This is a genomic window from Streptomyces sp. NBC_00989 (assembly GCF_045162655.1).
In the GTDB taxonomy this organism is placed as follows: Bacteria; Actinomycetota; Actinomycetes; order Streptomycetales; family Streptomycetaceae; genus Streptomyces.
In genome coordinates, this window is the sequence record NZ_CP108728.1 from 5,691,626 (window position 1) to 5,716,443 (window position 24,818).

The window sequence follows — 24,818 nt, forward strand, 5'->3', positions numbered from 1 at the left end:
TCCTCATATCGCACCGAGGGCAAAGATCTTATTGCACCGAGAAGAGGACGGGACCTAGGGTCGAGGACATGCCACCCCATACGCCCTCCCATGTCCCTCTTGTCCTCATCCACGGCCACCCCTTCGACCACACGATGTGGACCCCGCAGATCGAGACGTTCTCCCCCGGCCGCAGGGTCGTCGCCCCCGACCTGCGCGGCTACGGCCGCTCCCCTTCGCCCTCCACCGTCACCCGTTTCTCGGACTTCACCACCGACATCGAGGCCCTGCTGGACGAGTTGAGGATCGAGACATTCGTGCTGGCCGGGCTGTCGATGGGCGGCCAGATCGCGATGGACTGCTACGGCCGGTTCGGCGAGCGCGTCCGGGGCCTGGTCCTGGCCGACACCTTCCCGTCGGCGGACACCCCGGAGGCCGCCCGCACCCGCAACGCGACAGCCGACCGGCTCCTACGGGAGGGCATGCGCGGTTACGCCGACGAGGTGCTGGAGCGGATGGTGGCGCCGTACGCGGACCCCCAGGTCAAAGCCCACGTCCACCGCATGATGACGGACACGCACCCCGAGGGCGCGGCGGCCGCCCTGCGCGCCCGTGCCCAACGCCCCGACTACCGCGACCTGTTGACCCGGGTCCCGGTCCCGGCCCTGGTGGTCGTGGGCGCCGACGACACCTACACCCCCGTCTCCGACGCGGAGGCGACGCACGCGGCGCTCCCCGACTCCACGCTCCGGGTGATCGAGGGCGCGGCCCATCTGCCGAATCTCGAACGCCCGAAGGAGTTCAACGAGATGCTGGGGGAGTTCCTGACACACGTGGGATAACCCTGGAACACGGGGATGATCTCGGAACGCGTGGGATGATTCGGACACCTGCCCCCAAGACGGGAAGGTCATCACTTGGGCACCGCGACCACCGAGTGGACCGCCGCCGACTTCGTACCCGAGCGTCACCGCGCCCGCCGCTTCTGGCGATGGTGCGCCGGGCTGCTGTTCACGGGCGTGAGCGTGGTCGTCGGCTGCCGTACGGCGGACACGGACGGCATCACCCCGGTCCCCCAACTCCTCGCGTTCCTGCCCTGGTTGCTCGTCCCGACCGGCGTCGGCCTGTTCCTCTCCCTCGTCACCCGCTGGCGGCTGGGCCTGGTGTGGGGCGTCACGGTGCTGGGCCTGCTGGCCTGGTTCATCGAGCCGTACGGGAAGAGCGGGGACCCGAGCGGTCCCGCGATCGCCCAGTTCCGGGTGCTGACGTCGAACGTCGAGTTCGGGCGGGGGACCGGTTCGCTGGTGCCGGTGATCCGGCGGGAGCGGCCGGACGTGGTGTTCGTGGAGGAGTGCGAGTACACCTGCCAGGCCACGCTGGGAAGGGGCTTCGGCACCGAGTTCCCCTACCGGCGGGCGGTGGCGGCGGCCGGTTCGCACGGTTCGGTCATCCTGAGCCGCTTCCCGCTCAAGGGCACGCAGGGCGTCACCGGCACGATGGGCATGCCGGGCGCGGTGGCCGACGTGAACGGGCATTCCGTACGGCTCCAACTCGCGCACCCCATGCCCCCGTTGCCGAACCAGGTCGCCCTGTGGCGCCGGGAACTGGGCCGGCTCCGAGCCTTCGCCGCCACCGACCGCACCACCCCCACGATCCTCGCCGGCGACTTCAACTCCTCCCAGGACCATGCCGCGTTCCGCCGCATCCTGGACACGGGCCTGCGCGACGGCGCCCGCATGGCCGGCCACGACCGCACCCCCAGCTGGCCGGAGCGTTTCGCGCCCACCTTCGGCACCCAGATCGACCACGTCCTGCTGTCCCCGGACTTCTCCGCGAACAGCGCCCGCTTCCTCGACCTGGCCGACACCGACCACCGCGCCCTGCTGGTCGACATCACGCTCCACCAGCACGAATAAGCGAGGGCGCTGCTCATAATGGGCGCATGTCCCGCGAGTTCCCCATCGGCCTCACACCCCCCGACTGGCTGGTGAGGAACCTCCAACCCCAGCAGGCCCCCCTCAACTGGCCGGCCATCGCCCGCGCCGCCGTCGCGATGTCCCTCCCCTTCACCATCGGCCTGGCCGTCGGACAACCGGCCTACGGCGCCCTCGCCTCCATGGGCGCCCTCTCCGGCGTCATCGGCGACACCGCCGACGCGTACCGCATGCGCATCCTCAACATCGCGATCCCCCAGCTCTTCGGCGCGATCGGCGTCACGCTCGGCTCCGCGGTGTACGGCCACGGTTGGTACGCCGTCGCCGCGCTCACCGGCATCGCGCTCGTCTCCGGGATGATCTCGACGATCGGCGCGGTGGCCTCCGTATCGGGCCTGCTCCTGCTCCTCAACTCGGTGATCGGCGCGGGACTTCCGCTCCCCGGCGCGTGGTGGCTGGCCCCCGCCCTGATGTCCGGCGGCGGCCTCTTGGTCCTCCTCCTGGCCCTGCTGGCCTGGCCGTTGCGCTCCGGGGTCCCGGAGCGCTCGGCGGTCGCGAACACCTACCGGACCGTCGCCGACCTCCTCTCCACCTGCGGCGACGACCCTACGGCGGCCTACGACGCGGCCCGCCGGGCAGTCACGCAATCCCTGAACCAGTCGTACGACCTGGTCCTGGCCCGCCGAGCCCGCCACCACGGCCGCAGCCCCGAACTCACCCGTCTCCTCGCCCAGTTGAACGCCATCACGCCGGTGGTCGAGGCGGCCCCCGCCGTCCACCAGTCCGGCCGGCCGCTCCCACCCCAGATCCGCGAGACGGTCCGCCACCTCGCCCACGCCGTGGAGACGGGCTACACCGGCCCGATAGGCCTCGACCTCCCCACTCCGACCGGCGAAACAACCCGCGCGGTCGACCACGCCCTGCGCCACGCGGCGGAGGTGGTCACAGCCCCGGACGTGGACCCACGCGGCATCGACGACCGCCTGGGCCGCCCGGCCGCCCTCCGCATCCGCACCGCGAGGGCAGCGCGCAACGTGCTGCTGTCTTCCGGCTCCTGGCGCTACGGCCTGCGCCTGGCGCTCTGCATCGGCCTGGCGCAGATCCTGGTCTCGACGGTCCCCGTACCGCGCTCGTACTGGGTGGCCCTGACCATCACCTTCGTCCTGAAGCCCGACTTCGGCTCGGTCTTCTCCCGGGCGCTGCTGCGCGCGCTCGGCACGGTGGCGGGACTGGTGATCGCGGCGGCGGTGCTGTCGGCGGTACCACGGGGTTGGTGGGAGGTCCTGGTCCTGCTCCTCCTGGCTCCCTTGATCCCGGCCCTCACCCCCCGCGGCTACGGCTACCAGACGATGGCCATCACGCCGGTGATCCTGCTCCTCTCCGACGTCCTGAACCACCAGGGCACGGCGCTGCTGCTCCCCCGCCTGGTGGACTCGCTGATCGGCTGCGGGATCGCGCTGGTGGCCGGATATCTCCTCTGGCCGGAGAGCTGGCACACACGGGTGGGGGACCGCCTGGCGGAGGCGGTGACGGACACGGCGAGGTATGTGGAGTCGGCGTTCGGCACGTCGGACGCTGGCGCTGGCGGTGCTGGTCCTGGCGCCGGTCCTGGTCCTGGATCTGGTGCGGAGGTGGACCCGGCGGCCCGTGCCCGGATGCGCCGCCGCCTCTACCGCGATCTGTCCGTCATCCGTACGGAGTTCCAGCGCGCCCTCACCGAACCCCCGCCCACCGGCCGCCTGGCCGCCGGCTGGCTCCCGCTCGTCGTGGCCGTGGAACGGATCGTCGACGCGACGACGGCGGCGAGGGTACGGGTGAAGCACGGAGCACCACCGCCGTCACCGGCCGAGGTGACCCAAGTGGCCCGCCAGCTGCGGGAATTGTCGGAGGGCGTACGCGAGTCGGAGGTGCTGGTGGAGGTCCGTACGGATCTGACGGGCCCGGCGGACAGCGTGCTGGAGCCGCTGCGGCAGGAGGTGGCGGCGGCACGGGCGATCGCGTCACCACACTGAGATCACTTCGTGGCGTCCGACACGAACGGGCAGGTGAACGGGTGAGCGAAGTGGTGGCTGAAACAGGGGGTGTTGACGAGACGCGTCTCATGCGCCTTGCCCATGCCTAAGATCGCCATCCGAGGCCGCTAACCTTACGTGTCCGTCCTGGCCAGGGATTGACGGCTTCAACTCACGCGAAGGGTTGCGCACATGGGCATTCTCACTCTCCTGCGGAATGCGTTCGGCAGGTCACGCAAGGAGCGTGCCGCCGAGACAGAGAGTGCGGAACGCACTCCTTCGCAAGAGCAGCCGACCACGGTGACGGGAGCGGGAGAACCGGACGCGAAGGTCCCGTCCCCCTCCACAGAACCCGACCTCACCTCGACGCCGACCCCGTCCCCTGCGGCAACACCCCAGGTCCCGGAGCCGCGCCCGTCCTCCACGCTGGAGGACGACGACGAGCACGACCTCGTTGCGCTGGCTTTCGACAACGTGACGGTCCCGAAGCCGGCGACTTCGTCGGAAGGGGCGGAGGGTAGCGGGGGTTCGGGTGCGAGCGAGCCGGAGGCTGTGACCGAGCCGGTCGCCGAGCCGGTGACCGAAGTAGTCACCGAGCCGACTGCTGAAGCGGTCGCGGAGCCGGTGATCGAGGTGACTGCTGAGCCGGTGAACGAGGCGGTCGTTGAGCCGACGACGGCTGAGGCTGTTGCCGAGCCGGTGGCTGAGGCTGAGGCTGTTGTTGAGCCTCCTGTGACCGAGGTTGTTGTTGAGCCGGTCGCGGAGGTGGAGCCGGTTGTTGAGGCGACGGCGGAGACGGCCGTTGAGGCGGCAGCGGAGGCTGAGCCTGCGGCTGAGGTGACTCCGGAGCCGGAGCCCGAGCCCGAGGTGGAGCCGGTCGCGGAAGCCGAGCCGGTTGTTGAGGCTGAGGCTGAGGTGACTCCGGAGGCTGAGGCTGAGCCGGTCGCGGACGTCACGCCGAAACCGGAAGCCGAGCCCGAGACCGAGCCGGAGGCAGTCGCGGTCGCCGAGCCGGTCGCGGCCGAGGCCACCACCACCGAACCGGCAGCAGTGGCAGAACCCGTCGCGGAACCGGTCGCCGAACCCGCAGCGGAACCAGTCGCCGCAGAGGCAGACGCAGACACCGACGCAGCCGTGCCCGCCCCCCTGGCCGCGGCCGCCGACGGCGAGGACGCCCCACAGGGGCCACCCGCACCCGACGACGAGAGCATCACGGGCGGTGCGGGTGGGGAGAGCATCGAGGCCGATGGCGCAGCCGAGGCCGTAGGGACCGGTTCCGCCGCGCTCGCTCTCGCCAAGGCCAACCTCACCGGTACCCGAGCGAAGCTCTACCTCGTCCTCGACCGCTCCGCGAGCATGCGCCCGTACTACAAGGACGGTTCCGCACAAGCCCTCGCCGACCAGACCGTGGCCCTCTCGGCCAACCTGGACCCCGAGGCCACCGTCCACGTCGTCTTCTTCTCCACCGAGGTCGACGGCACCACAGACCTCACCCCCACCTCCCCCGAGAACGCGGTCGACGAGGCCCACGCCGGCCTCGGCCGCATGGGCCGCACCAGTTACCACGCCGCCGTAGAAGCCGTACTCGCGCACTACGACAAGAACGCCACCCCCGGCACCCCCGCCCTCGTCGTCTTCCAGACGGACGGCGCCCCGGACGCGAAGACCCCGGCCACCCAGTCCCTCACGGACGCGGCCAAGTCCCACGCCTCGGTGTTCTTCTCGTTCGTCGCGTTCGGCGACCACGAGAACAAGGCGTTCGACTACCTCCGCAAGCTGAAGACCGACAACACGGCCTTCTTCCACGCGGGCCCGACCCCCCTGGAGCTCACGGACGCGGAGCTCTACGACGGCGTCCTGATCGACTGGCGCCCGTAACCGCCGTAACCGCTTCTCCCCGTGCCGCCCGCTTCCCACCCCGTAAAACGGGAGGCGGGCGGCACACCCATGTCGGCTACGATTTCAAGGTTCGCGGCAACAGCAACACACCGACCTGGGAGCAGCCCCCCGATGGCTCGACACCTCATCACCAGCGCCCTTCCGTACATCAACGGGATCAAGCACCTGGGCAACATGGTGGGGTCCATGCTCCCGGCGGACGTGTACTCCCGCTATCTCCGCCAGCGCGGCCACGACGTCCTCTACATCTGCGCGACGGACGAACACGGCACCCCGGCCGAGCTGGCCGCGAAGGAGCAGGGTCTCCCCGTAGCGGAGTTCTGCGCGCAGGCGCACGACGCGCAGAAGGCGGTCTACGACGGCTTCGCGCTGGCCTTCGACTACTTCGGCCGCAGCTCCTCCCCGCAGAACAGGGAGATCACGCAGCACTTCGCCCGCCGCCTGAACGAGAACGGCTTCATCGAAGAGCGCGCGATCCGCCAGGTGTACTCGCCCACCGACGGCCGCTTCCTCCCGGACCGCTACGTGGAGGGCACGTGCCCCCACTGCGGCTACGACAAGGCCCGCGGAGACCAGTGCGAGAACTGCACCCGCGTCCTTGACCCCACGGACCTCATCAACCCGCGCTCGGCGATCTCCGGCTCGACGGACCTGGAGGTGAGGGAGACCAAGCACCTCTTCCTCCTCCAGTCGAAGCTCCAGCACGAGGTCGAGGAGTGGGTGGCCGCCCACGAGGAGGAGTGGCCGCAGCTCGCGTCCTCCATCGCCCGCAAGTGGCTCACCGAGGGCCTGCACGACCGCGCGATCACCCGCGACCTGGACTGGGGCATCCCGGTCCCCGCCGACACCTGGCCGGAGCTGGCCGCGGAGGGCAAGGTCTTCTACGTCTGGTTCGACGCCCCGATCGAGTACATCGGCGCGACGAAGGAGTGGTCGGACGAGGACCCGGAGAACAGGGACTGGAAGTCCTGGTGGTACGAGTCCGACCAGGGCGAGAACCCGGTCCGCTACACGGAGTTCATGGCGAAGGACAACGTCCCGTTCCACACGGTGATGTTCCCGGCCACGCAGCTCGGCGTACGCGAGCCGTGGAAGAAGGTCGACTACGTCAAGGCCTTCAACTGGCTGACGTACTACGGCGGTAAGTTCTCCACGTCTCAGAAGCGCGGCGTCTTCACCGACCAGGCCCTGGACATCCTCCCGGCGGACTACTGGCGCTACTTCCTGATCGCCAACGCCCCCGAGTCGGACGACTCGTCGTTCACCTGGGAGCACTTCACCGCCACGGTGAACAAGGACCTGGCCGACACCCTCGGCAACTTCGTCAACCGCGTCCTGTCCTTCTCGAAGAAGCGCTTCGGCGAGGAGGTCCCGGCGGGCAAGGCGGCGGGCGAGCCGGAGACGAAGCTGGGCGAGGAGATCGCGGGACTCCTGGCCGAGTACGAGTCCCAGATGGAGTCCCTCCAGTTCCGCAAGGCCGCGGCGGCGCTGCGCGCCCTGTGGTCGGCCGGCAACTCCTACCTGGAGGAGAAGGCCCCCTGGCTGGAGATCAAGACCGACCCGGAGGCCGCGGCCCTCACCCTGCGCACCGCGATGAACCTGATCCACCTCTACGCGGTGGTCTCGGAACCCTTCATCCCGTCCTCGTCGGCGGCGATGCGCGCGGCGTTCGCCCTGCCCGCGGACACGGCCACGTGGGTCTCGCCCGAAGAGGCGAGGTCCCTCACCACCGTCCCCGCGGGCACCCCCTTCACCGTCCCCCCGGTCCTCTTCGCGAAGCTCACGGACGAGGACCTGGAGACGTACAAGGAGCGCTTCGGCGGAGACAGGGCCTGACCCGGCGTAGCCCGGCACGGCCCGGCGTGATCCGGCCGGAACTCCTCGGCCGGGCACGCTGAACGTCTCCTCCGACCGACCCCGTCGTAGACGTGTTCGCGCCAACCCGTAAGGTTCCGCCATGGCAGTCCCCGAGGTCATTCCGATCGCCTACGAGCCGAATCAACGCAGCGGTGCCGTCGGCCGCTACGCGGACGGCCAGTTCCTGGCGTCGGTCACCTACGCGTTCCCCCAAGGCTTCCGTCCCGACGACGGCTGGGAAGAGCAGAAACGTCTCTACACGGTGCTCCACACCTTCGATCCCGCGGGCCGCTACCGCGACTCGGAGATCTGGTGCGCCGGCACCTGGGCCGAGCAGCAACGCGCCCCGCACGGCGACGACTCGGTCCTCTCGCAGGCCCGCATCCACCTGGCGAAACTGCTCCGCGCCCTCCCCCGCCGCAGCTACACCGACATCGCGATCCGTCCCTTCCAACGCACCGTGGACGGCGTCCTGTTCGGCCTGCTGGTGGAGGAGGACGAGGACGGCAGCTGGGCGGAGCTGTACCCGGACCGGCACGCCTTCGGGCCGCCGTGGGACGGCACGTACGACGGCTGAGCCCCGACCCCGAAAAGTCCAACTCCCGCACAGCCAGGGCCTTTACACTGCGCGTCAGTTGTCGGCGCACAGGGGATGCGCCCGGGGTGGGAGGGGACTCGCATGGTCAAGTCACGGACGTCCAGGGGCAGATGGAGAGCCGTCGCGACGGTGGCCGCGGTGCTGGCCGGCGGCTCGCTGCTGCCCGCCGCGCCCGCGTTCGCGGTGCACGGAGCGGTGCCAGGCGACTTCAACGGCGACGGGTACCGCGACGCCGTACTGCCCGCGCCCGGCGCGAACGTGGCAGGCAAGGAAGGGGCGGGCGCGGTCGTCATCCTGTACGGGGCCTCGTCGGGCCTGTCGGCATCCCACCGTAAGACGATCACCCAGAACACCGCCGGGGTACCGGGCACGGCGGAGGCGGGCGACGGGTTCGGCTCCGCCACCGCGACGGCCGACCTCAACCGGGACGGCTACGCGGACCTCGTGGTCTCCGCGCCGTACGAGGACACGGCCCGCGGCAAGGACGCGGGCCTGGTCACCGTGTTGTGGGGCGGCAAGAGCGGGCTGACGACGGGCACCGACCTGCCGGCGCCGTCGGACTACCTGGAGCGGTACGGCACCGACCTGGCCGCTCTGAGCATCGGCGCGGGCAGCAGGACGCAGGTCGCGGTCGCCGGATCGGACTCCCTGGTCTTCAAGGGACCGTTCAGCCGCACCGGCACCTACGGTTCGGCCGTACCCGACCAGAACACCGCCTCTCCGGCGAGCGTCGCGCTCGGCGACTTCGACGGCGACACCGTGCTCGACCTGGCCGTCACCACCCAGGGCCTCAGCGACCTGAGCGGTGGCGAGGTCTACGTCGACCCGGCCACCACCGTCATGCAGCCGAAGCGGGGCAACGGTCTCATCGCCGCCTCAGGCGACGTCAACGGCGACGGGTACGCCGACCTCGTCGTCGGCGACCCCTGGGAGCCCGATGTCGCAGGTGTGGACGGCGCGTTGGGCGGACGCGTCCTGGTCTACTACGGCACGGCGAAGGGCATCGCGGCGACCACCGAGCCCGTGCAGCTCACCCAGGACACCGCCGGGGTGCCCGGCGCGAGCGAGAAGGACGACGAGTTCGGCGGCGCCCTGGCCGTGGCCGACCTCAACCGGGACGGACTCGCCGACATCGTCGTCGGCGCCCCGACCGAAGGCGTCGCCGGCAAGAGCCGGGCCGGTTCGGTGACCGTGATCCCGGGCCGACGTACGGGCGCGCTCGGCACCGGCTCCTATTCCTTCACCCAGGACACCACAGGCGTCCCCGGCGCCTCCGAGACCGACGACTTCTTCGGTACGACGGTCTCGGTCGGGGACGTCAACAAGGACGGAAAGCCCGAGCTGTTCGTGAGCGCGGCCTACGAGAACAACGCCACCGGCGCCGTCTGGGTCTTCCCCGGCGGCACCTCCCGCCCGACGGCCACGGGCACCAAGCTGTTCACCGGACCTGCGGTCGGCCTCACCCAGAAGAGCGACACGGCCCTGGGTGGGTACGGGCTCCTCTGGCTCATCTGAGGCAACGGCCTTTCTCCATCGGCTACTTGAGGACGCCGGCCCCGGTCGTGGTCGCGAGCTCCGTCGGCAGATTCTTCGCCGACGTCTCCAGACCGGCCGTGAGGGTCGGCGTCCAGTTCACGGTGGTCTTCAGCTTCTTGGAGTTGGCGGCGTTGTAGGCGGCGACGAGGTCGGTGGCCGCGCCGTTGACGAGGTTGCCGCCGCCCGCGATGGACCCGGTCCCGTCACCGCTGAACAGCTTGCCGACCTTCTGACTGGCCGAAATCTTCCAGTAGTTGTTCTGGACGACGACCTGCGCCTTGGCCCGCGAGTTGACGCTGTACTGGAGCACGTACCCGTTGAGGGTCGTGGTGTCGAAGTAGTTGTTGTAGATGTGGATCTGGCCGATCCGGGCCAGCGGCGCCCGCTGCACGATGCCCTTCCACACGTTGTGGTGGATGGAGACACGCAGCTTGCCGACGCTGTCGGTGTCACTGCTGCCGATGAGCATGGTCTTGTCGTGGTTGGTGAACTGGTTGCGCTCGACGGTCACCAGGTCCGAGCCCTTGGTGATGTCGAGGTCGCCGTCATGGATCTGGTACTGGCGCCCGTAGTACGTCGGGTCGGAGGTGTCGAGCCCCGGCGCGTCGGTGAACGTGTTGTGGTCCGCCCAGACGTGCGTGGCACCGCGCAGCGTCACGGCGTCGTACTGCGAGTTCCAGTTCCCGCTGTCCCCGTCGGTCGGGTCCCACTGCGGGAAGCAGTCCTGGGTGGCGGCGAAGGTCAGGTTCCGCACGATGACGTTGTCCACGCCCTGTACTTGCAGCATGCCGCCGGTGATCCCGGCCTTGGTGCCGGGCACGCCCACGACGGTGGTGTTGGCCGGCACGCGGAAGATGATGTTCTTCCCCTGCTTGGTCTGCGCCGACGCTCGCGCCTTCTCCTGCGTACCGGAGGGCAGCTTGGAGGTCCCGTAGGTGGCGGGATCGAAGGCCTTCAGATACGCGGACAACGAATACCCGGTCCCCGCCGAGTAGTTGGCGCAGGTCAGCTTCTTGCCGGAGCCGTCGGTGTTGGCGTCGATCGTGCCCTTGATCTTCACGATCCGGGGTGTGGTGTCACTGGTGGACCCCAGCGCCTTCACGAGCTGGGCGCGGGTGCTCACGGTGAAGGTGTGCGCGGCGTCGGCCTTCGCGCCGCCGGTGGTACCGGTACCGGAGGAAGCCCAGCCGTCCTTGGCGGCGAGCGTCTGGTGGTACAGGTCGACGGTCGCGGTGGTACTGGCGGCGTTCGCGTTGAGCACGAGGATGCCGGCGCCGATGCCCGCGGCGGCGGCGGCCGCGGTGACGACGATGGTGCGGCGCTTGCGGAGGGAGCGGCGGTGGGAGGGAGCGGGTGAAGCGGTGGCGGCCACGGGGGAGTCCTTCGGTGCGGTGAGGGGGTTACGACTCCTCAGTGGCCGTCAGGATCAAGAAGGTTGCCGCGGCTCGCCAACATTCTTGATCCTGAGCACAGTTGACGAGTTATGAGGACGCGGATGCCGACGCCGACGCGCTCGGCTGGGTGTCCGTGCTGTCGTGGGTCTCGTCCGGGGCGACACCCATCGTCAGGTGGGCGCGAACCCCCTTGGCGATGCGCTTCTTGTCGTACTCGATGAAGAGCAGGCCGCCTTCGTGGCCGTTCTGCGGGTAGATCGTGTCCTCGGTGAGGGTCGTGCGGGTGGTGGTGTTGGTGGAGTACGGCTCGACCGTCGCCGACGCGAGCACGGACTTCTCGTCGAAGAAGAGCTGGCCGGTGTGGCAGGTGTGTCCGCCCTCGTACCCGGCGTCCGTCCACTCGCCGTCGACGTGCACCTTGACGTGGATGTGCACGCAACGGCCCTGGTACCAGCCCGGGAACACCGTCTTGAAGGTGACGTAGCCGCGCTTGTCGGTCTTCCAGGTGCCGCGCAAGTACCGCTCGTCGTCGGTCGGTTCGGAGTGACCGCCACCGGTTCCGCCGGAGGGGGCGCCGGACGGGGGCTCGCCGGTGGGAGTACCGGTCGGCGTACCGGAGGGCGCGTCGGTGGGAGCGCCGCCTCCACCGCCTCCGCTGCTCATCGCCTCGTAGCCGGAGTAGATGCCGAGCGCGCTGCAGTGCCAGATGTCGACGGCGGCGTTCCGGAGCGGCTTGCAGGTCTCCGCGTCGATCACCTTGAGGGTGAGGGCCAGGGGAATGCCCACCTCGTCCTCGGTGATGTCCTGCCGGATCTTGTCGGCGTCGATGTAGTACGGCCCCTCGGTGGTCTCCGAGGTGAGCGTGTAACACGTCTCGCCGGCGCTGGGCGTGCCCTTCGCGGCCCCGGGGGAGGCGGCCCCGTCCGCGAACGCACTCGCGGCGAGCCCTCCCCCCACACCCACGGCGGCGACGGCGGCCCCGCCCACGACGACGACCTTGCGCCGGGTCAAGTCCCGTTTGTGCGCGGGGGATTGGCTACGCGGTTGTTCCGGCGACTCGTTGGTTGTTCCGTTTCCCGTCATGCCCGGACGGTAGGTAAGAGGTCTGTAAGAAGCATGGGTGTGGGCTGTGGGTTCCCATGAATTCTGAAGTGGCCGTCTGTCTGGGCGGTCGCCGGTCAGAGAGTGCGCTGCTCGCGTATGCGGTGGAGGAGGGCGGCGAGGGTGGTGGGGGCGAGGGGAGTGTTCGGGTGGGGTCGTCGCTTTCGCGGAGGAGCAACTCGCCTTCTGAGGATGCCACTTCCACGCAGTTGGCCCCGTCGCTTCCGCTGGAGAAGGTCGACTCTGCCACTGGATCACGTCTACAGCTCCTTCGCCAGACGTTGGAGCTGGTGGGCAACGCCGTACGCCACACGAAGGGCCCGGTAATCCTGCGGGTCTCCTGGAAACCCGGCACCCTCCGCATCGGCGCCTGCGGCGCGAACCCCGAACCCCCGGAGCCTCCACGGGAGTTGGCCAAGCTCCTGGACGGGGAGGAGGGCCGGGGTCTGGGCCTGGTCAGGGCCTGCGCCGACCTCTGGGGCCGGCAGCCGCTGTCCAGGAACGGCAGCCGGGGCAAGTACGTCTGGTGCGAACTGACCACAGCCGCCTGACGTCTCCGCCCTTGATCCACCTCAGACCCAGGACAGCACCGACCAGGTCCGACAACTCATCACGCCCCGCGCGGACTTGAAGACCCTCACCTTGGCGGGACACACCCTCCGTGGACAGACCCCCGCTCCTACGCCGCCGCCGAGTCCGCCAACACCGGCACGCTGCCCAGCGCCGCCCGCGCCGTAGCGACATACGCGAGCCCCTCCTGCGCCGTACGGGCCGCCTGGGTGTACTCCGTCACCGTGCGTGCCGTGGTCAGCTGCGCCGCGGCGGTCCGGTGGCACTCGACGGCGTTCGTCAGCGCCCGCGTCACCGCCTCGTCGGCGCCCGCCCAGACCCTCGCCTCGGGGACGGTCAGGCTCGCGCCGAGCCGCAGCACCGAACCGCTCGCCTCGACCTCGGCGTCGAGATCGGACAGGTCGGACCCGTCCCGGCCACCCTGCGAGCGCCTCAGCACGACGACCGCGAACACCGCCCCCGCGATCAACAGCAATGCCAGCACAACGAATCCCATCGTTTCCTCCAGACCTCACGTGGTTCACGGGACGAGCCGATCCGACCCCTATGCCCCATGACACTCCCTGCCACTGTGGGAGACCGTCGATCCGTCTGTGTGCTCGCCATGAGCCCTCCATGAACCACCGCAATCCAGCCGGATCCACTCCGCAATCCATCCGGAATCGCCACGGGACCATGCGGAATCGCTCCGGGATCCGTCCGGGAATCTATGTAGACTCAATCTACGTAGAATCTGACTACATACGCTTGCTCACATCCTCGGCCACATCCTCGCGGAGCCCCCGGAGCCCCCATGCCCACCCCTTTCGTCGGCCGTCACACCGAGCTGGCCCTCCTCCGCAAGCGCCTCGCCCGCGTCTCCGCGGACGCCACCGGCGTCGCCGTGGCCATACGGGGGCGACGGCAGGTGGGCAAGTCGCGGCTCGTGCAGGAGTTCTGCGACGGCGCGGCGGTGCCGTACGTCTTCTTCACCGCCACCAAGGGCGCCTCCCCCGTCGAGGGGATCGCCGACTTCACCGCGGAGCTGAGGGAGTCCTCCCTGCCCGCCGCCCGCGAACTCGTGCCGGCCACCGCCCCCACGAACTGGCCGGACGCCTTCCGGACGCTCGCGGCCGTCCTGCCCGCCTCACCCAGCATCGTGGTCCTCGACGAACTGCCCTGGCTCGCCGAGCAGGACCCCGTGTTCGACGGAGCGCTACAGACCGCGTGGGACCGGCTGCTGGCCGGACGCCCGGTGCTTCTGCTGCTGCTCGGCAGCGATCTGCACATGATGGAGCGGTTCACGGCGTACGACCGCCCGTTCTACGGACGCGCCGACAGCCTCGTCCTCGGACCGCTCGATCCCGCCGAGACCGGAGACGTGCTGGGGCTGGACGCCGCCGACGCCATCGACGCCCATCTCGTGTCCGGCGGCCTGCCGGGCATCCTTCGTGCCTGGCCGCACGCGACACCGGCGCTCGACTTCGTCAAGGACGAGTGCGCGGACCCCGCCTCGCCGCTCTTCGGGGTGCCGGAGGCGGCGCTCCTGGCCGAGTTCCCGGCACCCGACCAGACCCGCCGGGTCCTGGAGGCCGTGGGGAGCGGGGACCGTACGCACGCGAACATCGCCGCGACCGCGGGAAGCCAGAGCGGGGCGCTGCCCTCCGGAGTGCTGTCCCCGCTGCTCAGACGCCTCACCGTCGAGAAGCGCGTGCTGGCCGTGGACCCGCCGCTGTCCACCAGCCCCGGCAAGCCCGCCCTCTATCGCGTGGCCGACAGCAACCTGCGGCTCTACCTGGCCGCGACCCGGTCCGCGCAGGAACTCTCCAGACGCGGACGCCCCGAAGCCGCGTACCGGATCGTGGAGCGGCGGTGGACGGCCTGGCGGGGACGGGCCGTCGAGCCCCTGATCCGTGAGGCGCTGGAACTGGCCGCGGCCGCCTCCGATGGCTTCCCCTGGCCCGGCACGGAGGTCGTCGGCGGCTGGTGGAACCGGCGGTTCGCGCCGGAGATCGACCTGATCGGCGCGGACCGCGCCCCCGTGGCCGGGTCCGTGTACTTCGCCGGCTCGGTGAAGTGGCTCGCCTCGCCCTTCGACCAGCAGGACCTGAACGCCCTGCGGACCGGCGCCGCCGAGGTTCCCGGATTCGATCCCGGCGGCACCGGCCTCGCGGTCGTGTCCCTCTCCGGCGTCACCCGCGCGGTGTCGGACGACGCCGTCGACCTGGTGTGGGGGGCGAAGGACGTGGTCGCGGCCTGGCGGCCGTAGCGACGACGTCTTCTACAGCGGGAGCGACGGCGGGGCTACGACTCCGTGGCGACGGCAGGGGCTACGACTCCTTGGAGACGGCAAGGGCTACGGCTCCCCTGCGACGGCGGGAGCTACGACGCCGAAGCCGACGGCGAAGCGGAAGCCGACGGGCCCGGGCCGCCCGGACCGCCCCCGCCCTCCCCGTCGTTCGTCTCGTCCGGCGCCACCCCCAGCGTCAGATGCCCGTGCACGCCCCGCCCGATGTGCCGCCTGTCGTACTTGAGGTAGAGCAGGCCGCCCTCGTGGCCGTTCTGGGGATAGATGCCGTCCTCGGTGAGCGTCGTGCGGGTCGCCGTGTTCGAGACGTACGGCTCCAGGACCGACGTCGCGATGACCGACTTCTCGTCGAAGAAGAGCTGGCCCGTGTGGCAGGTGTGGCCGCCCTCGTAGCCCGCGTCGGTCCACTCGCCGTCGACGTGGACCTTGATGTGGATGTGGACGCAACGGCCCTGGTACCAGCCGGGGAAGACCGTCTTGAAGGTGACGTGGCCGCGGCGGTCGGTGTGCCAGGTGCCGCGCAGGAAGCGGTCGTCGTCGGTCGGTTCCTGGTGGCCGCCGCCGCCACCGGGCGGGCCGCCCGTCGGGGTGCCGGTCGGGGTGCCGGAGGGCGGCGGGCCCGTGGGGGCCGGGCCGCCACCGCCTCCGCCGGTCGACTCGTAGCCCGAGTAGACGCCCGTCGCGTTGCAGTGCCAGATGTCCACGGCCGCGTTGCGCAGCGGTCTGCACGTGTCGGCGTCGATCACCTTGAGGTCCAGGGTGAGCGGGATGCCCTCCTGGTCCTCCGTCACATCGCGGCGGATCTTGTCGGCGTCGATGTAGTACGGGCCCTCGGTCAGCTCCGAGGTCAGCGTGTAGCACGCCTCCCCCGACACGGTCGGTTTCGGCGGATGCGGGTGCGGGGCGTTCTCCTGCGCCGAGGCGTTCACCGACAGCGCTCCGGCGACGCCCACCGCCGTCACCGCCACACCACCGGCCACCAGGACCGTACGGCGCGCCAACTGGCCTTTTTCCTCGGGGACTTCGGAGTCCGTGGGGGGTTGAGAATCCATGGGGGGTACTCGGGAATCCGTCATGCCCGGGACGCTAGGGGCGCCCAACATGGCATGAACATGAGAATGCGCTGTGAATCCTGTGGGCAAGCGAAAGGGCTCGAAACCGATGCCGGTTTCGAGCCCCGGAGCCTCAGCTCCCGCCAGTCGCCTACTACTTCGGCTGCGGCTTCCGCACCGACAGGTGCAGCTCGCGCAGCCGCGTCTCGTCCAGCTCCGTCGGCGCGCCCATCATCAGGTCCTGGGCGTTGCCGTTGAGCGGGAAGGAGATCGTCTCGCGGATGTTCGGCTCGTCCGCGAGCAGCATGACGATGCGGTCGACGCCGGGGGCGATCCCCCCGTGCGGCGGGGCGCCGAAGCGGAACGCGCGCAGCATGCCCGCGAACTGCTCCTCGACGGTGTCACGGTCGTAGCCCGCGATCTCGAAGGCCTTGAGCATGATGTCGGGCTCGTGGTTCCGGATCGCGCCGGAGGACAGCTCGACGCCGTTGCAGACGATGTCGTACTGCCAGCCCAGGATGTCCAGCGGGTCCTGGGTCTCCAGGGCCTCCAGACCACCCTGCGGCATCGAGAACGGGTTGTGCGAGAAGTCGATCTTCCCGGTCTCCTCGTCCTTCTCGTACATCGGGAAGTCGACGATCCAGCAGAAGCGGAAGACGTTCTCTTCGAAGTGACCGGCGCGCTTGGCGGCCTCGACCCGCACCGCGCCCATGATCTTCGAGACCTCTTCGAACTCGCCCGCGCCGAAGAACACCGCGTGGCCGGGGGCCAGCGACAGGCGCTTCGTGAGCTCCGCGACGTTCTCCTCCGTGAGGAACTTCGCGATCGGGCCCGTCAGCGAGCCCTCCTCGGTCACGCGGACCCAGGCCAGGCCCTTCGCGCCGAGCGTGACCGCGAAGTCGCCGAGCTGGTCGAAGAACTTGCGGGGCTGCGCCGATACGTCCGGCACGGGCAGCGCGCGCACGTGCTTGCCGGCGAAGGCCTTGAACTCCGAGCCCTCGAACACGTCGGTGATGTCGGTGAGTTCGAGCTTGGCGCGCAGGTCCGGCTTGTCGGAGCCGTACTTCAGCATCGACTCGCGGAACGGGATGCGCGGGAAGGGGGAGGTGACCTCCTGGCCGCCGCCGAACTCCGTGAACAGCTCCGTCATGAGCTTCTCGATCGGCTGGAAGACGTCTTCCTGCTCTACGAAGCTCATCTCCACGTCGAGCTGGTAGAACTCGCCCGGCGAGCGGTCCGCGCGGGCGTCCTCGTCGCGGAAACAGGGCGCGATCTGGAAGTAGCGGTCGAAGCCGGAGATCATCAGCAGCTGCTTGAACTGCTGCGGCGCCTGCGGCAGGGCGTAGAACTTGCCCGGGTTCAGCCGGGACGGGACCACGAAGTCACGCGCGCCCTCGGGGGAGGTCGCGGAGAGGATCGGGGTGGCCATCTCGTTGAAGCCGAGGGCGACCATCTTCGAGCGGATCGAGGCGATCACGGACGACCGCAGCATGATGTTGCGGTGCATGCGCTCGCGGCGCAGGTCCAGGAAGCGGTACTCCAGGCGCCGCTCCTCGTTGACCCCGTCCTCGGTGTTGATCGTGAAGGGGAGCGGGGCGGCGGCGCCGAGCAGCTCGACCTCGCCGACCTCGACCTCGATCTCACCGGTCGGCAGATCCGGGTTCACGTTGTCCGTGCCCCGGGAGACGACCTTGCCGTCGACGCGGACCGTCGACTCCTTGGTCACCTTGTCGAGAGCCTCGTACGCGGGCGTGCCGGGGCGGGCGACGAGCTGCGTGATGCCGTAGTGATCGCGCAGATCGATGAAGAGGATGCCGCCCAGGTCGCGCCGATTGTGCAGCCAGCCACTCAGCCGGACGTCGGTGCCGACGTCAGAGGCGCGGAGCTCGCCGCAGGTGTGGGACCTGTACCGATGCATCGTCGTTCATCCAGCCTTCGCGGATCGGGGAGTGTTTCACGTGAAACGTCCGGGGCCGGAGCCCGGACGTCCCAAGGGTACCGGCCACCCATTGATCGCCTCCCCACCATTAACTCGGGACTCCATCGGTGGCACTTATCGATCTCCTCTTCTTAGAGTGGGGCAATGCGCACTGGTGAGCCCCTGCCCGCCGTGGGGGAGGTACTCGCCGCCCTCGCGACCGGTCTGTGGCACTGGGACACCGCCTCGGAGCTGGTCACGGTGGACGCCGAGGCCGCACGGCTGCTCGGGCTGCCCCCCGAACAGACCACCCTCACGGAGGCCCAGACCCGGGCCCGACTCCACCCCGTGGACTGGAACGAGATCACGGGGGTCGTCGGGCTGGCCGTCGCCGAGGGCACCCTCGCCGAGGTCCGCATCCGGATCATGGACGAGCGCGGCCGGGTGATCCGCGTCGTCCGCAGCCGCTCCAAGCCGTCGTACGACCCCGAGAAGCGGTCGTTCGAGCTGATCGGCACCCTCCAGGAGGTCACCGAACCCACGCCGGGCACACCGGCCGGGCGAACGGCGGTCACCGGTGACTGGCGGCGATCCCGGGAGGCGTTCCTGCTGGACGCGGGCCGGGCGCTCGCGGAGGCGCGGTCCACGGCGGAGGTGCTGCGGGTCGCGGCGGGCCTGTCGATGCCGGGCTTCTCACCGGACGGCCTCGCGGTGTTCGGCGTATCGGGCGACCGCCTGACGATCGTCGGCCACCACGGGCATCAGCCGGGCGACGAGGACCCGTTCTCGCACATGTCGATGGTGACGGACTACCCGGCCGCCGAGGTCGTACGGACGGGCCGTGCCGTCTATCTGTCCACGCCCGAGCAGTACAAGGAGCGCTACCCGGTCACCTGGCCGCTCGCCCAGCACTTCCACCGGCAGTCCTGGGCGTTCCTGCCGCTGACGGTCGCCGGGCGGACGATGGGCGCCTGGATGGCCGCCTTCACCTACCCGGTCGCCTTCACGCCCGACGAGCGGTCCGTGCTCACCACGGTCGCCCGGATGCTCGCGCAGGCCCTGTCCCGCGCCGGTGTCGCCGAGTCCGAGCGCGAGCTGACCGACGGGCTCCAGCGCTCGATGCTGCCCACGCTGGGCCCGGAGATCCCGGGCATGAGCGTCGCCGCCCGCTACATACCGACCGGCGGCGGGCTCCAGGTCGGCGGCGACTGGTACGACATGATCCCGCTGCCTGGGGGCACCCCCTCCGGGGGAGGACGCATCGCCCTCGTCATCGGCGACGTACAGGGCCATGACGTGCGGGCCGCCGGGCTGATGGGCCAGCTCCGTATCGCCCTGCGTGCCTACGCCTCCGAGGGGCACCGGCCCGACGCGGTGCTGTCCCGCGCCTCCCGCTTCCTGCACGGCATCACCAACGGCGACGCGGAGAAGGCCGACCCTCGCTTCGCGACCTGCCTGTACGTCGAGGCCGACCCGGCGACCGGCGTCCTGGAGATCGCCCGCGCCGGCCATCCCGACCCGGCGATACGCATGGCGGACGGCACGGTGCTGGCGCGGCCCACGGCGGGCGGACTGCCGCTCGGCATCGACCCGGACGCCGACTATCCGACGACCACGCTCGCCCTGGAGCCCGGCGAGACGATGATGATCTGCACCGACGGGCTGATCGAGACCGGCGGCCACGACCTGGAGACGGGCTGGCAGCGCATCCGGACGATCCTGGAGGCGCACAAGGGCGACCTGGAGGAACTCGCCGACGCGCTCGTCCAGGCCGTCCACGGACCCTCCTCGCACCACACCACCGGCCCGCTCGCGGACCGCCGCGAGGACGACATCGCCGTCCTCCTGCTGTCCCGGGAGGGCGAGGCCTGCGGCTGCGGCGACACGGTCACCGACCCGCCGAAGATCCGCCGTACGGTGCTCACGGTCGCGCAGGCCGAGCCCGAGCGGATCGCGGTGGCCCGGCAGCAGCTGCGCGAACTCCTCCACGACTGGACCGGCGCCGACCAGGTCGACTCGGCGGTCCTGCTGGTCTCCGAGATGCTCACCAACGTCCTCGTGCACACCGACGCCGACGCCCTGCTGACCGCCGAGGTGACCGGCGAGGTGGGTGAGCGGCGGATGCGGGTCGAGGTCACGGACGCCGGCGACGACCTCCCGCACAAGCGGCACCCCGGTGAACTGGCTTCCTCCGGGCGGGGGTTGCTCCTCATCGAGCTCCTCGCGGAGACCTGGGGCGTGGATCCGAGGGGCGAGGGCAAGAGCATCTGGTTCGAGCTCTACGAGTCCGACGGCTCGGGCGACGGCGCGGTCACCGGCGACATCTCGGAGTTCGGTTCCTGGGACGCGTAACGCTCCCGCAGTTCGTGGAAGACCCCGAAGACGGCCGCGGTCAGCGGCACCGCGAGCAGCATGCCGAGGATTCCGGCGACGGACGCGCCCGCGGTGATCGCGATCATCACGACCGCCGGGTGCATCTGCACGGTCCGGCTCTGGATCATCGGCTGGAGCACATGCCCCTCCAGCACCTGCACGGCGAGGACGACGCCGAGGGCCCACAGCGCGATGACGAAACCCCGGTCGGCGAGCGCGACCAGCACGGCGACGGCGCCGGAGAGGAACGCGCCGAGGTAGGGGATGTAGGCGCCGACGAAGACGAGCGCGGCCAGGCCGAAGGCCCCCGGCACGTCCAGGACGAGCAGCCCGACGCCGATGCAGAGGGCGTCGATGAGGGCGATGACGGTGGTCCCCCGCATGAAGCCCTCGACGCCCTCGAAGGCACGGCGGGCCATGGCCTCGACGAGGTCGGCGTTGCCGTGCGGGGAGAGCGAGCGCAGCAGCCCGGCGGCCTTGTCGGAGTCACGGAGGAAGAAGAAGACGAGCAGCAGCGCCAGTACGGCCATGGCGATGGTCTCGCCGACGACGCTGACCCCGCTGATGACGTTCGAGGCGGCCGTCCCGCCGAACTTGGTGAGCAGTTCCCTCGCGTTGGAGGCGAGGTCGTCCACCGAGGTGCCCGCGGCCCCGAAGTGGTCGGCGAGGGAGTTCCCCGCGTCCTTGAGCGACGACACGATCTGGTCCCCGGTGTCGATCAGCGCGGCCACCACGATGTACACGGCTCCGCCGACGACGGCGACGACCGCGACACAGGTGATCATGGCGGCGACCGACCGGTTCACGTGCGCCTTCACCAGCCGCCGGTACAACGGCCCGAGCAGCGCGGTGCCGAGCAGCGCGAGCAGCACGGGCGTGACGGCGGTCCTCAACTCGGCGCAGAGCCGGATCCCGACGTAGCCGACCCCGGAGACGAGCAGCAGGACGGCACACCAGGCGGCGAGCCGCCGTACGGGAACGGGGAGTAGCTGCACGCTCCCACCCGATCACGCACCGGGCGGGCCGTCCTGCCAGGACGGCCCGCCCGGGTGACGGGGGAAACACCCCTAGGGAATCAGCAGGTGGGACCCACCGCGTCGATCCTCCTGCCGAAGTTGGTGTCGTAGGCCTGGGCGTAGTCGCCGGAGACGACGGGTCGCTTCTCCTGGGGGTCCCAGTCGATGAAGCACGCGTTGGCGTTGGCCTTGAAGGAGTACACGTGGTCGTGCAGGTTCGACGGCATGTCGCGGTACCCGGAGGCGGGACTCCACCGCCAGGGGGTGCCCGAGTAGTTCCTGTCGTGCCAGAAGCAGATCTCCCCCGCCCCGCAGTTCTCGTCCGCGCGCTGGAGCGCGGCGCTCGCCGCCTGTCCGGTGGAGGCGGAGGGGGTACGGGCCTGGGAGGTGCTTGCCGCGCCCGTCAGGGCGCGACAGGTGGCCGCCATGGCGACGGCCAGACTCATGCGGATACGCACGCGTGACTTCCTTGCACTCGGTGTCCACTTTCAGCCGGACCATTTCCGTGCGCGGCACCTTCATGCCCCGGCCGGCTCCGGGTCACCCGAACGGAGGACCCGCACCGGCGTGGACACCCGACGCCTGAGCAGGCCGAGCCGCGAGCCGAGCCACACGTGCCCGAAGCCCCGTCCGGACAAGGACGGGGCTTCGGGTATTTCCGTTCCGCGAGGGTCTGCTACGAGGGCTTACAGGCCGCCCTCGCCCATCCCGTGGACGGCGGGGATGGTGCCCAGCCGGCCCTTCTGGAAGTCCTCGAACGCCTGCTGGAGTTCCTCGCGGGTGTTCATGACGAACGGGCCGTAGTGCGCCATCGGCTCGCGGATCGGCTGGCCGCCGAGGATCGCGACCTCCAGGTCGGGGGTGTTCCCGTCCTGCTGCTCGTCCGCGCGGACGGTCAGGGACGAACCCGCGCCGAAGACCGCGGTCTGGCCCATGTGGATCGCGCGCCGCTCGGCACCGACCGAGCCCTTGCCCGCCAGGACGTACGCGACGCCGTTGAAGTCCTCGCGCCAGGGCAGGGTGACCTCCGCACCCGGCGCCACCGTCGCGTGGATCATCGTGATCGGCGTGTGCGTGATACCGGGACCCTGGTGACCGTCCAGCTCACCGGCGATGACCCGCAGCAGCGCGCCGCCGTCGGGGGTGGTGAGCAGCTGGACCTGACCGCCGCGGATGTCCTGGTAGCGCGGGGGCATCATCTTGTCCTTGGCCGGCAGGTTGACCCAGAGCTGGAGCCCGTGGAACAGCCCGCCCGACACCACGAGCGACTCCGGCGGCGCCTCGATGTGCAGCAGGCCCGCGCCCGCCGTCATCCACTGCGTGTCTCCGTTGGTGATGGTGCCGCCACCGCCGTTGGAGTCCTGGTGGTCGAAGACGCCGTCGATGATGTAGGTGACGGTCTCGAAGCCGCGGTGCGGGTGCCAGGGGGTGCCCTTGAGTAAATCCAGTTGGGTGCGTAGCCAATGCGACGTACCTTCGGAAACCAAGGGGTGATGACCGTCATGGCAACAGCGATTGCGGAACCTATAGTCACCGAGATTTATGCAGGCGTGTACGGGCGCCAGTCCGAACGCCGACAGAACAAGTCCGAGGCTTCAACCGCCACCCAACACACAGCCGGCATCGCCGAAGCCAAGAGGCGGGGCGCAGTTCGGATCGAGCTGTACGAAGATCTCGGAATCTCTGCCTTCACGGGTGTCGAACGGCCTGACTTCGAGCGCCTGTTGAGCGACTGCCGAGCCGGAAAAATAAATCTCCTGATCGTTTACTACATCAGCCGCCTGTCCCGCATGGACCCGTTGGACGCGATCCCGATCGTAACCGAGTTGCTGAATCTCGGCGTGACAATCGTGAGCGTGACGGAGGGAACCTTCCGTAAGGGCAACCTTATGGATCTCATCCACATGTTTATGCGTCTGGACGCGGCACACAACGACAGCAAAAACAAGAGTGACGCCGTACTCGACGCCAAGAAGACTGCCCGCGAATTGGGCGGTTACCTAGGCGGTAAGCCACCGTACGGATTCAAGCTGGTACCAGAAGCCCGGACAGTGGTCGGAGATGACGGGAAAGAACGCATCATCGTCATTCAGCTTCTTGAGCACGAGATCACCGAGATCACCGTAATCCAAGCCGTATGGGCAACCATCAAACTGTATAGGGACCTTCCCTACACTCCGGGCCCCGGCAAACACCATCCGGGCTCGAAGACTGGAATATGCGTTCAATTGAACGTGGACAGGGTTGCCACGCGAGGGCAGACAGTCGGGAAAGAAGAAGCAGATAGCGAATGGGACCCAAAGACCCTGGACCGCATCCTGAGAGACCCTCGCATTGCCGGGTATGCAGTCGACATCATCTACAAGATCGGGAAGGACGGTAGAAAGACAAGCACAATCGATGAGTACCGAATTAAGCGTGATCCGGAGACGATGGAACCCATTATTATGTGGGAGCCCATCATCCCTCCGGCAGAGTGGCACGAACTTCAGGAATGGCTTAATAGTCGCGGCCGAGGCAAGGGCCTTTCTCGCGGTAAAGCGTTGCTCACCTCACAAGGAATTCTCTTCTGTGAGTGCGGTAAGCCGAAGAAGTCTCATCGAGACGCGAAGCCGTACAAGAGCGCCTATCGGTGTTCTCGTACTCGGGGGCTGCGGAAGCCGGAGCACCACGAAGGCGACTGCACCATTAGCCAGCAGGCCCTAGACGACTACGTGGCACGTCGGATCTTCGCCATTATCCAGACCGCCGAGCACGATCCGGAAACTGCCGACGTGATTGCCGAGGCAACACGACGCTTCGGCAAACGCTCAGAGTCGCCGGAACGAGCGGGCGAGCGTAACGCATTGGTAGCCAGGCGCAACGACGCCGAACAAGCCCTAGAGACCCTGTACGACGACCGCCAGGCCGGAGGTTACAGCGGCGATGTAGGACGCCGTCGATTCCTGCGGGAGGAGCAGTCATTGAACAGCCAGGTTGAGACCACACAGGAGCGCCTAACCGAGCTGGAGGCGGCAGAGACGCCAGCACTTCCTATAGGCCAGTGGCTACCCAAGGACCCGAAATCCGACCCTATTGGAGAAGGTTCCTGGTGGGATAAATCTTCCGTGGCCGAACGACAGGAGTTCGTAACCCTCTTCATTGAAAAGATCACAGTCTTCAAGAGTGAGTCCAAGCGGCGCAACCAGTGGACCGGATCAGAGGTTGCCGAACGCGTAACACTAGAATTCGTCCAACCCAAAAATGTAGCTTCAGAGGTGACCCCGACCTGACACCAAGGAAACAAAAAAAG

Annotated in this window: 18 protein-coding genes and 1 pseudogene; 11 read left to right on the forward strand and 8 right to left on the reverse strand. The window is 69.2% G+C overall.

Going from position 1 to position 24,818, the window contains the following annotated elements:
• The first annotated feature begins 68 nt into the window (after nt 1–68).
• From OG714_RS24990 to OG714_RS25020, 7 genes are all read left to right on the forward strand, one after another.
• Nucleotides 69–821, forward strand: a complete 753-nt coding sequence (locus OG714_RS24990) for an alpha/beta fold hydrolase (protein ID WP_406124198.1) — start codon at nt 69–71, stop codon at nt 819–821.
• A gap of 75 nt (nt 822–896) precedes the next feature.
• Nucleotides 897–1,895 carry an endonuclease/exonuclease/phosphatase family protein gene (locus tag OG714_RS24995; protein WP_406124200.1) on the forward strand — a complete coding sequence of 333 codons (999 nt, stop codon included), beginning with the start codon at nt 897–899 and terminating at the stop codon, nt 1,893–1,895.
• A gap of 26 nt (nt 1,896–1,921) precedes the next feature.
• Complete coding sequence (locus tag OG714_RS25000; RefSeq protein WP_406124202.1) at nt 1,922–3,925, forward strand: FUSC family protein; 2,004 nt, start codon at nt 1,922–1,924, stop codon at nt 3,923–3,925.
• Nucleotides 3,926–4,117: 192 nt separating this feature from the next.
• Nucleotides 4,118–5,803: a VWA domain-containing protein gene (locus OG714_RS25005; RefSeq protein WP_406124204.1), complete on the forward strand. Its 1,686-nt coding sequence runs from the start codon at nt 4,118–4,120 to the stop codon at nt 5,801–5,803.
• A 132-nt stretch (nt 5,804–5,935) separates the two neighbouring features.
• On the forward strand, nt 5,936–7,660 hold the full coding sequence (metG, locus tag OG714_RS25010) for a methionine--tRNA ligase (protein ID WP_406124206.1): 1,725 nt from the start codon (nt 5,936–5,938) through the stop codon (nt 7,658–7,660).
• A 121-nt stretch (nt 7,661–7,781) separates the two neighbouring features.
• Nucleotides 7,782–8,258 carry a hypothetical protein gene (locus OG714_RS25015; RefSeq protein WP_406124208.1) on the forward strand — a complete coding sequence of 159 codons (477 nt, stop codon included), beginning with the start codon at nt 7,782–7,784 and terminating at the stop codon, nt 8,256–8,258.
• A 102-nt stretch (nt 8,259–8,360) separates the two neighbouring features.
• Nucleotides 8,361–9,794, forward strand: a complete 1,434-nt coding sequence (locus OG714_RS25020; RefSeq protein ID WP_406124210.1) for a VCBS repeat-containing protein — start codon at nt 8,361–8,363, stop codon at nt 9,792–9,794.
• A gap of 22 nt (nt 9,795–9,816) precedes the next feature.
• On the opposite strand, the gene OG714_RS25025 is transcribed toward OG714_RS25020, so the two are convergent.
• Nucleotides 9,817–11,187 (reverse strand): polysaccharide lyase family 1 protein, encoded by a 1,371-nt coding sequence (locus tag OG714_RS25025; protein WP_406124211.1) that lies wholly within the window; start codon nt 11,185–11,187, stop codon nt 9,817–9,819.
• Nucleotides 11,188–11,296: 109 nt separating this feature from the next.
• Nucleotides 11,297–12,292: an intradiol ring-cleavage dioxygenase gene (locus tag OG714_RS25030; protein WP_406124212.1), complete on the reverse strand. Its 996-nt coding sequence runs from the start codon at nt 12,290–12,292 to the stop codon at nt 11,297–11,299.
• 245 nt (nt 12,293–12,537) lie between these two features.
• Here OG714_RS25030 and OG714_RS25035 point away from each other — a divergent pair, with 245 nt between their 5' ends.
• On the forward strand, nt 12,538–12,861 hold the full coding sequence (locus tag OG714_RS25035) for an ATP-binding protein (protein WP_406131939.1): 324 nt from the start codon (nt 12,538–12,540) through the stop codon (nt 12,859–12,861).
• A gap of 128 nt (nt 12,862–12,989) precedes the next feature.
• Here OG714_RS25035 and OG714_RS25040 read toward each other — a convergent pair whose 3' ends face one another.
• A complete protein-coding gene (locus tag OG714_RS25040) occupies nt 12,990–13,376 on the reverse strand; it encodes a hypothetical protein (protein ID WP_406124214.1) in 387 nt (128 codons plus the stop codon).
• A gap of 297 nt (nt 13,377–13,673) precedes the next feature.
• On the opposite strand from OG714_RS25040, the gene OG714_RS25045 reads away from it, so the two are divergent.
• The gene (locus OG714_RS25045; protein WP_406124216.1) at nt 13,674–15,128 is read left to right on the forward strand and encodes an ATP-binding protein; all 1,455 of its coding nucleotides are present in this window, start codon (nt 13,674–13,676) and stop codon (nt 15,126–15,128) included.
• 113 nt (nt 15,129–15,241) lie between these two features.
• On the opposite strand, the gene OG714_RS25050 is transcribed toward OG714_RS25045, so the two are convergent.
• Together OG714_RS25050 and aspS are read right to left on the reverse strand one after the other, a co-directional pair.
• On the reverse strand, nt 15,242–16,219 hold the full coding sequence (locus OG714_RS25050) for an intradiol ring-cleavage dioxygenase (protein ID WP_406124218.1): 978 nt from the start codon (nt 16,217–16,219) through the stop codon (nt 15,242–15,244).
• A 154-nt stretch (nt 16,220–16,373) separates the two neighbouring features.
• A complete protein-coding gene (aspS, locus tag OG714_RS25055; RefSeq protein WP_406124220.1) occupies nt 16,374–18,137 on the reverse strand; it encodes an aspartate--tRNA ligase in 1,764 nt (587 codons plus the stop codon).
• A 165-nt stretch (nt 18,138–18,302) separates the two neighbouring features.
• Between aspS and OG714_RS25060 the strand changes: the two genes are divergently transcribed.
• A complete protein-coding gene (locus OG714_RS25060; RefSeq protein WP_406124222.1) occupies nt 18,303–20,489 on the forward strand; it encodes a SpoIIE family protein phosphatase in 2,187 nt (728 codons plus the stop codon).
• Here OG714_RS25060 and OG714_RS25065 read toward each other — a convergent pair.
• The 3 genes and pseudogenes from OG714_RS25065 to OG714_RS25075 all read right to left on the reverse strand — a co-directional run.
• Complete coding sequence (locus OG714_RS25065; RefSeq protein WP_406124224.1) at nt 20,417–21,505, reverse strand: AI-2E family transporter; 1,089 nt, start codon at nt 21,503–21,505, stop codon at nt 20,417–20,419. The two genes, OG714_RS25060 and OG714_RS25065, sit on opposite strands and share 73 nt — an antisense overlap.
• An 80-nt stretch (nt 21,506–21,585) precedes the next feature.
• Nucleotides 21,586–21,984, reverse strand: a complete 399-nt coding sequence (locus OG714_RS25070; RefSeq protein WP_406124225.1) for a peptidase inhibitor family I36 protein — start codon at nt 21,982–21,984, stop codon at nt 21,586–21,588.
• Between the two features lie 228 nt (nt 21,985–22,212).
• Nucleotides 22,213–22,962 (reverse strand): annotated as a pseudogene (locus tag OG714_RS25075) (pirin family protein); the annotation flags it as partial.
• Between the two features lie 57 nt (nt 22,963–23,019).
• On the opposite strand from OG714_RS25075, the gene OG714_RS25080 reads away from it, so the two are divergent.
• Complete coding sequence (locus tag OG714_RS25080; RefSeq protein ID WP_406124227.1) at nt 23,020–24,798, forward strand: recombinase family protein; 1,779 nt, start codon at nt 23,020–23,022, stop codon at nt 24,796–24,798.
• Nucleotides 24,799–24,818 lie beyond the last annotated feature (20 nt).

Excerpts from the sequence above, each read along its gene's own strand:
- OG714_RS24990 (WP_406124198.1), top strand. The coding sequence starts at position 69 with ATGCCACCCCATACGCCCTCCCATGTCCCTCTTGTCCTCATCCACGGC.
- OG714_RS25000 (WP_406124202.1), top strand. The coding sequence starts at position 1,922 with ATGTCCCGCGAGTTCCCCATCGGCCTCACACCCCCCGACTGGCTGGTG.
- OG714_RS25005 (WP_406124204.1), top strand. The coding sequence starts at position 4,118 with ATGGGCATTCTCACTCTCCTGCGGAATGCGTTCGGCAGGTCACGCAAG.
- metG (WP_406124206.1), top strand. The coding sequence starts at position 5,936 with ATGGCTCGACACCTCATCACCAGCGCCCTTCCGTACATCAACGGGATC.
- OG714_RS25015 (WP_406124208.1), top strand. The coding sequence starts at position 7,782 with ATGGCAGTCCCCGAGGTCATTCCGATCGCCTACGAGCCGAATCAACGC.
- OG714_RS25020 (WP_406124210.1), top strand. The coding sequence starts at position 8,361 with ATGGTCAAGTCACGGACGTCCAGGGGCAGATGGAGAGCCGTCGCGACG.
- OG714_RS25030 (WP_406124212.1), bottom strand. The coding sequence starts at position 12,292 with ATGACGGGAAACGGAACAACCAACGAGTCGCCGGAACAACCGCGTAGC.
- OG714_RS25040 (WP_406124214.1), bottom strand. The coding sequence starts at position 13,376 with ATGGGATTCGTTGTGCTGGCATTGCTGTTGATCGCGGGGGCGGTGTTC.
- OG714_RS25045 (WP_406124216.1), top strand. The coding sequence starts at position 13,674 with ATGCCCACCCCTTTCGTCGGCCGTCACACCGAGCTGGCCCTCCTCCGC.
- OG714_RS25050 (WP_406124218.1), bottom strand. The coding sequence starts at position 16,219 with ATGGATTCTCAACCCCCCACGGACTCCGAAGTCCCCGAGGAAAAAGGC.
- aspS (WP_406124220.1), bottom strand. The coding sequence starts at position 18,137 with ATGCATCGGTACAGGTCCCACACCTGCGGCGAGCTCCGCGCCTCTGAC.
- OG714_RS25060 (WP_406124222.1), top strand. The coding sequence starts at position 18,303 with ATGCGCACTGGTGAGCCCCTGCCCGCCGTGGGGGAGGTACTCGCCGCC.
- OG714_RS25080 (WP_406124227.1), top strand. The coding sequence starts at position 23,020 with ATGACCGTCATGGCAACAGCGATTGCGGAACCTATAGTCACCGAGATT.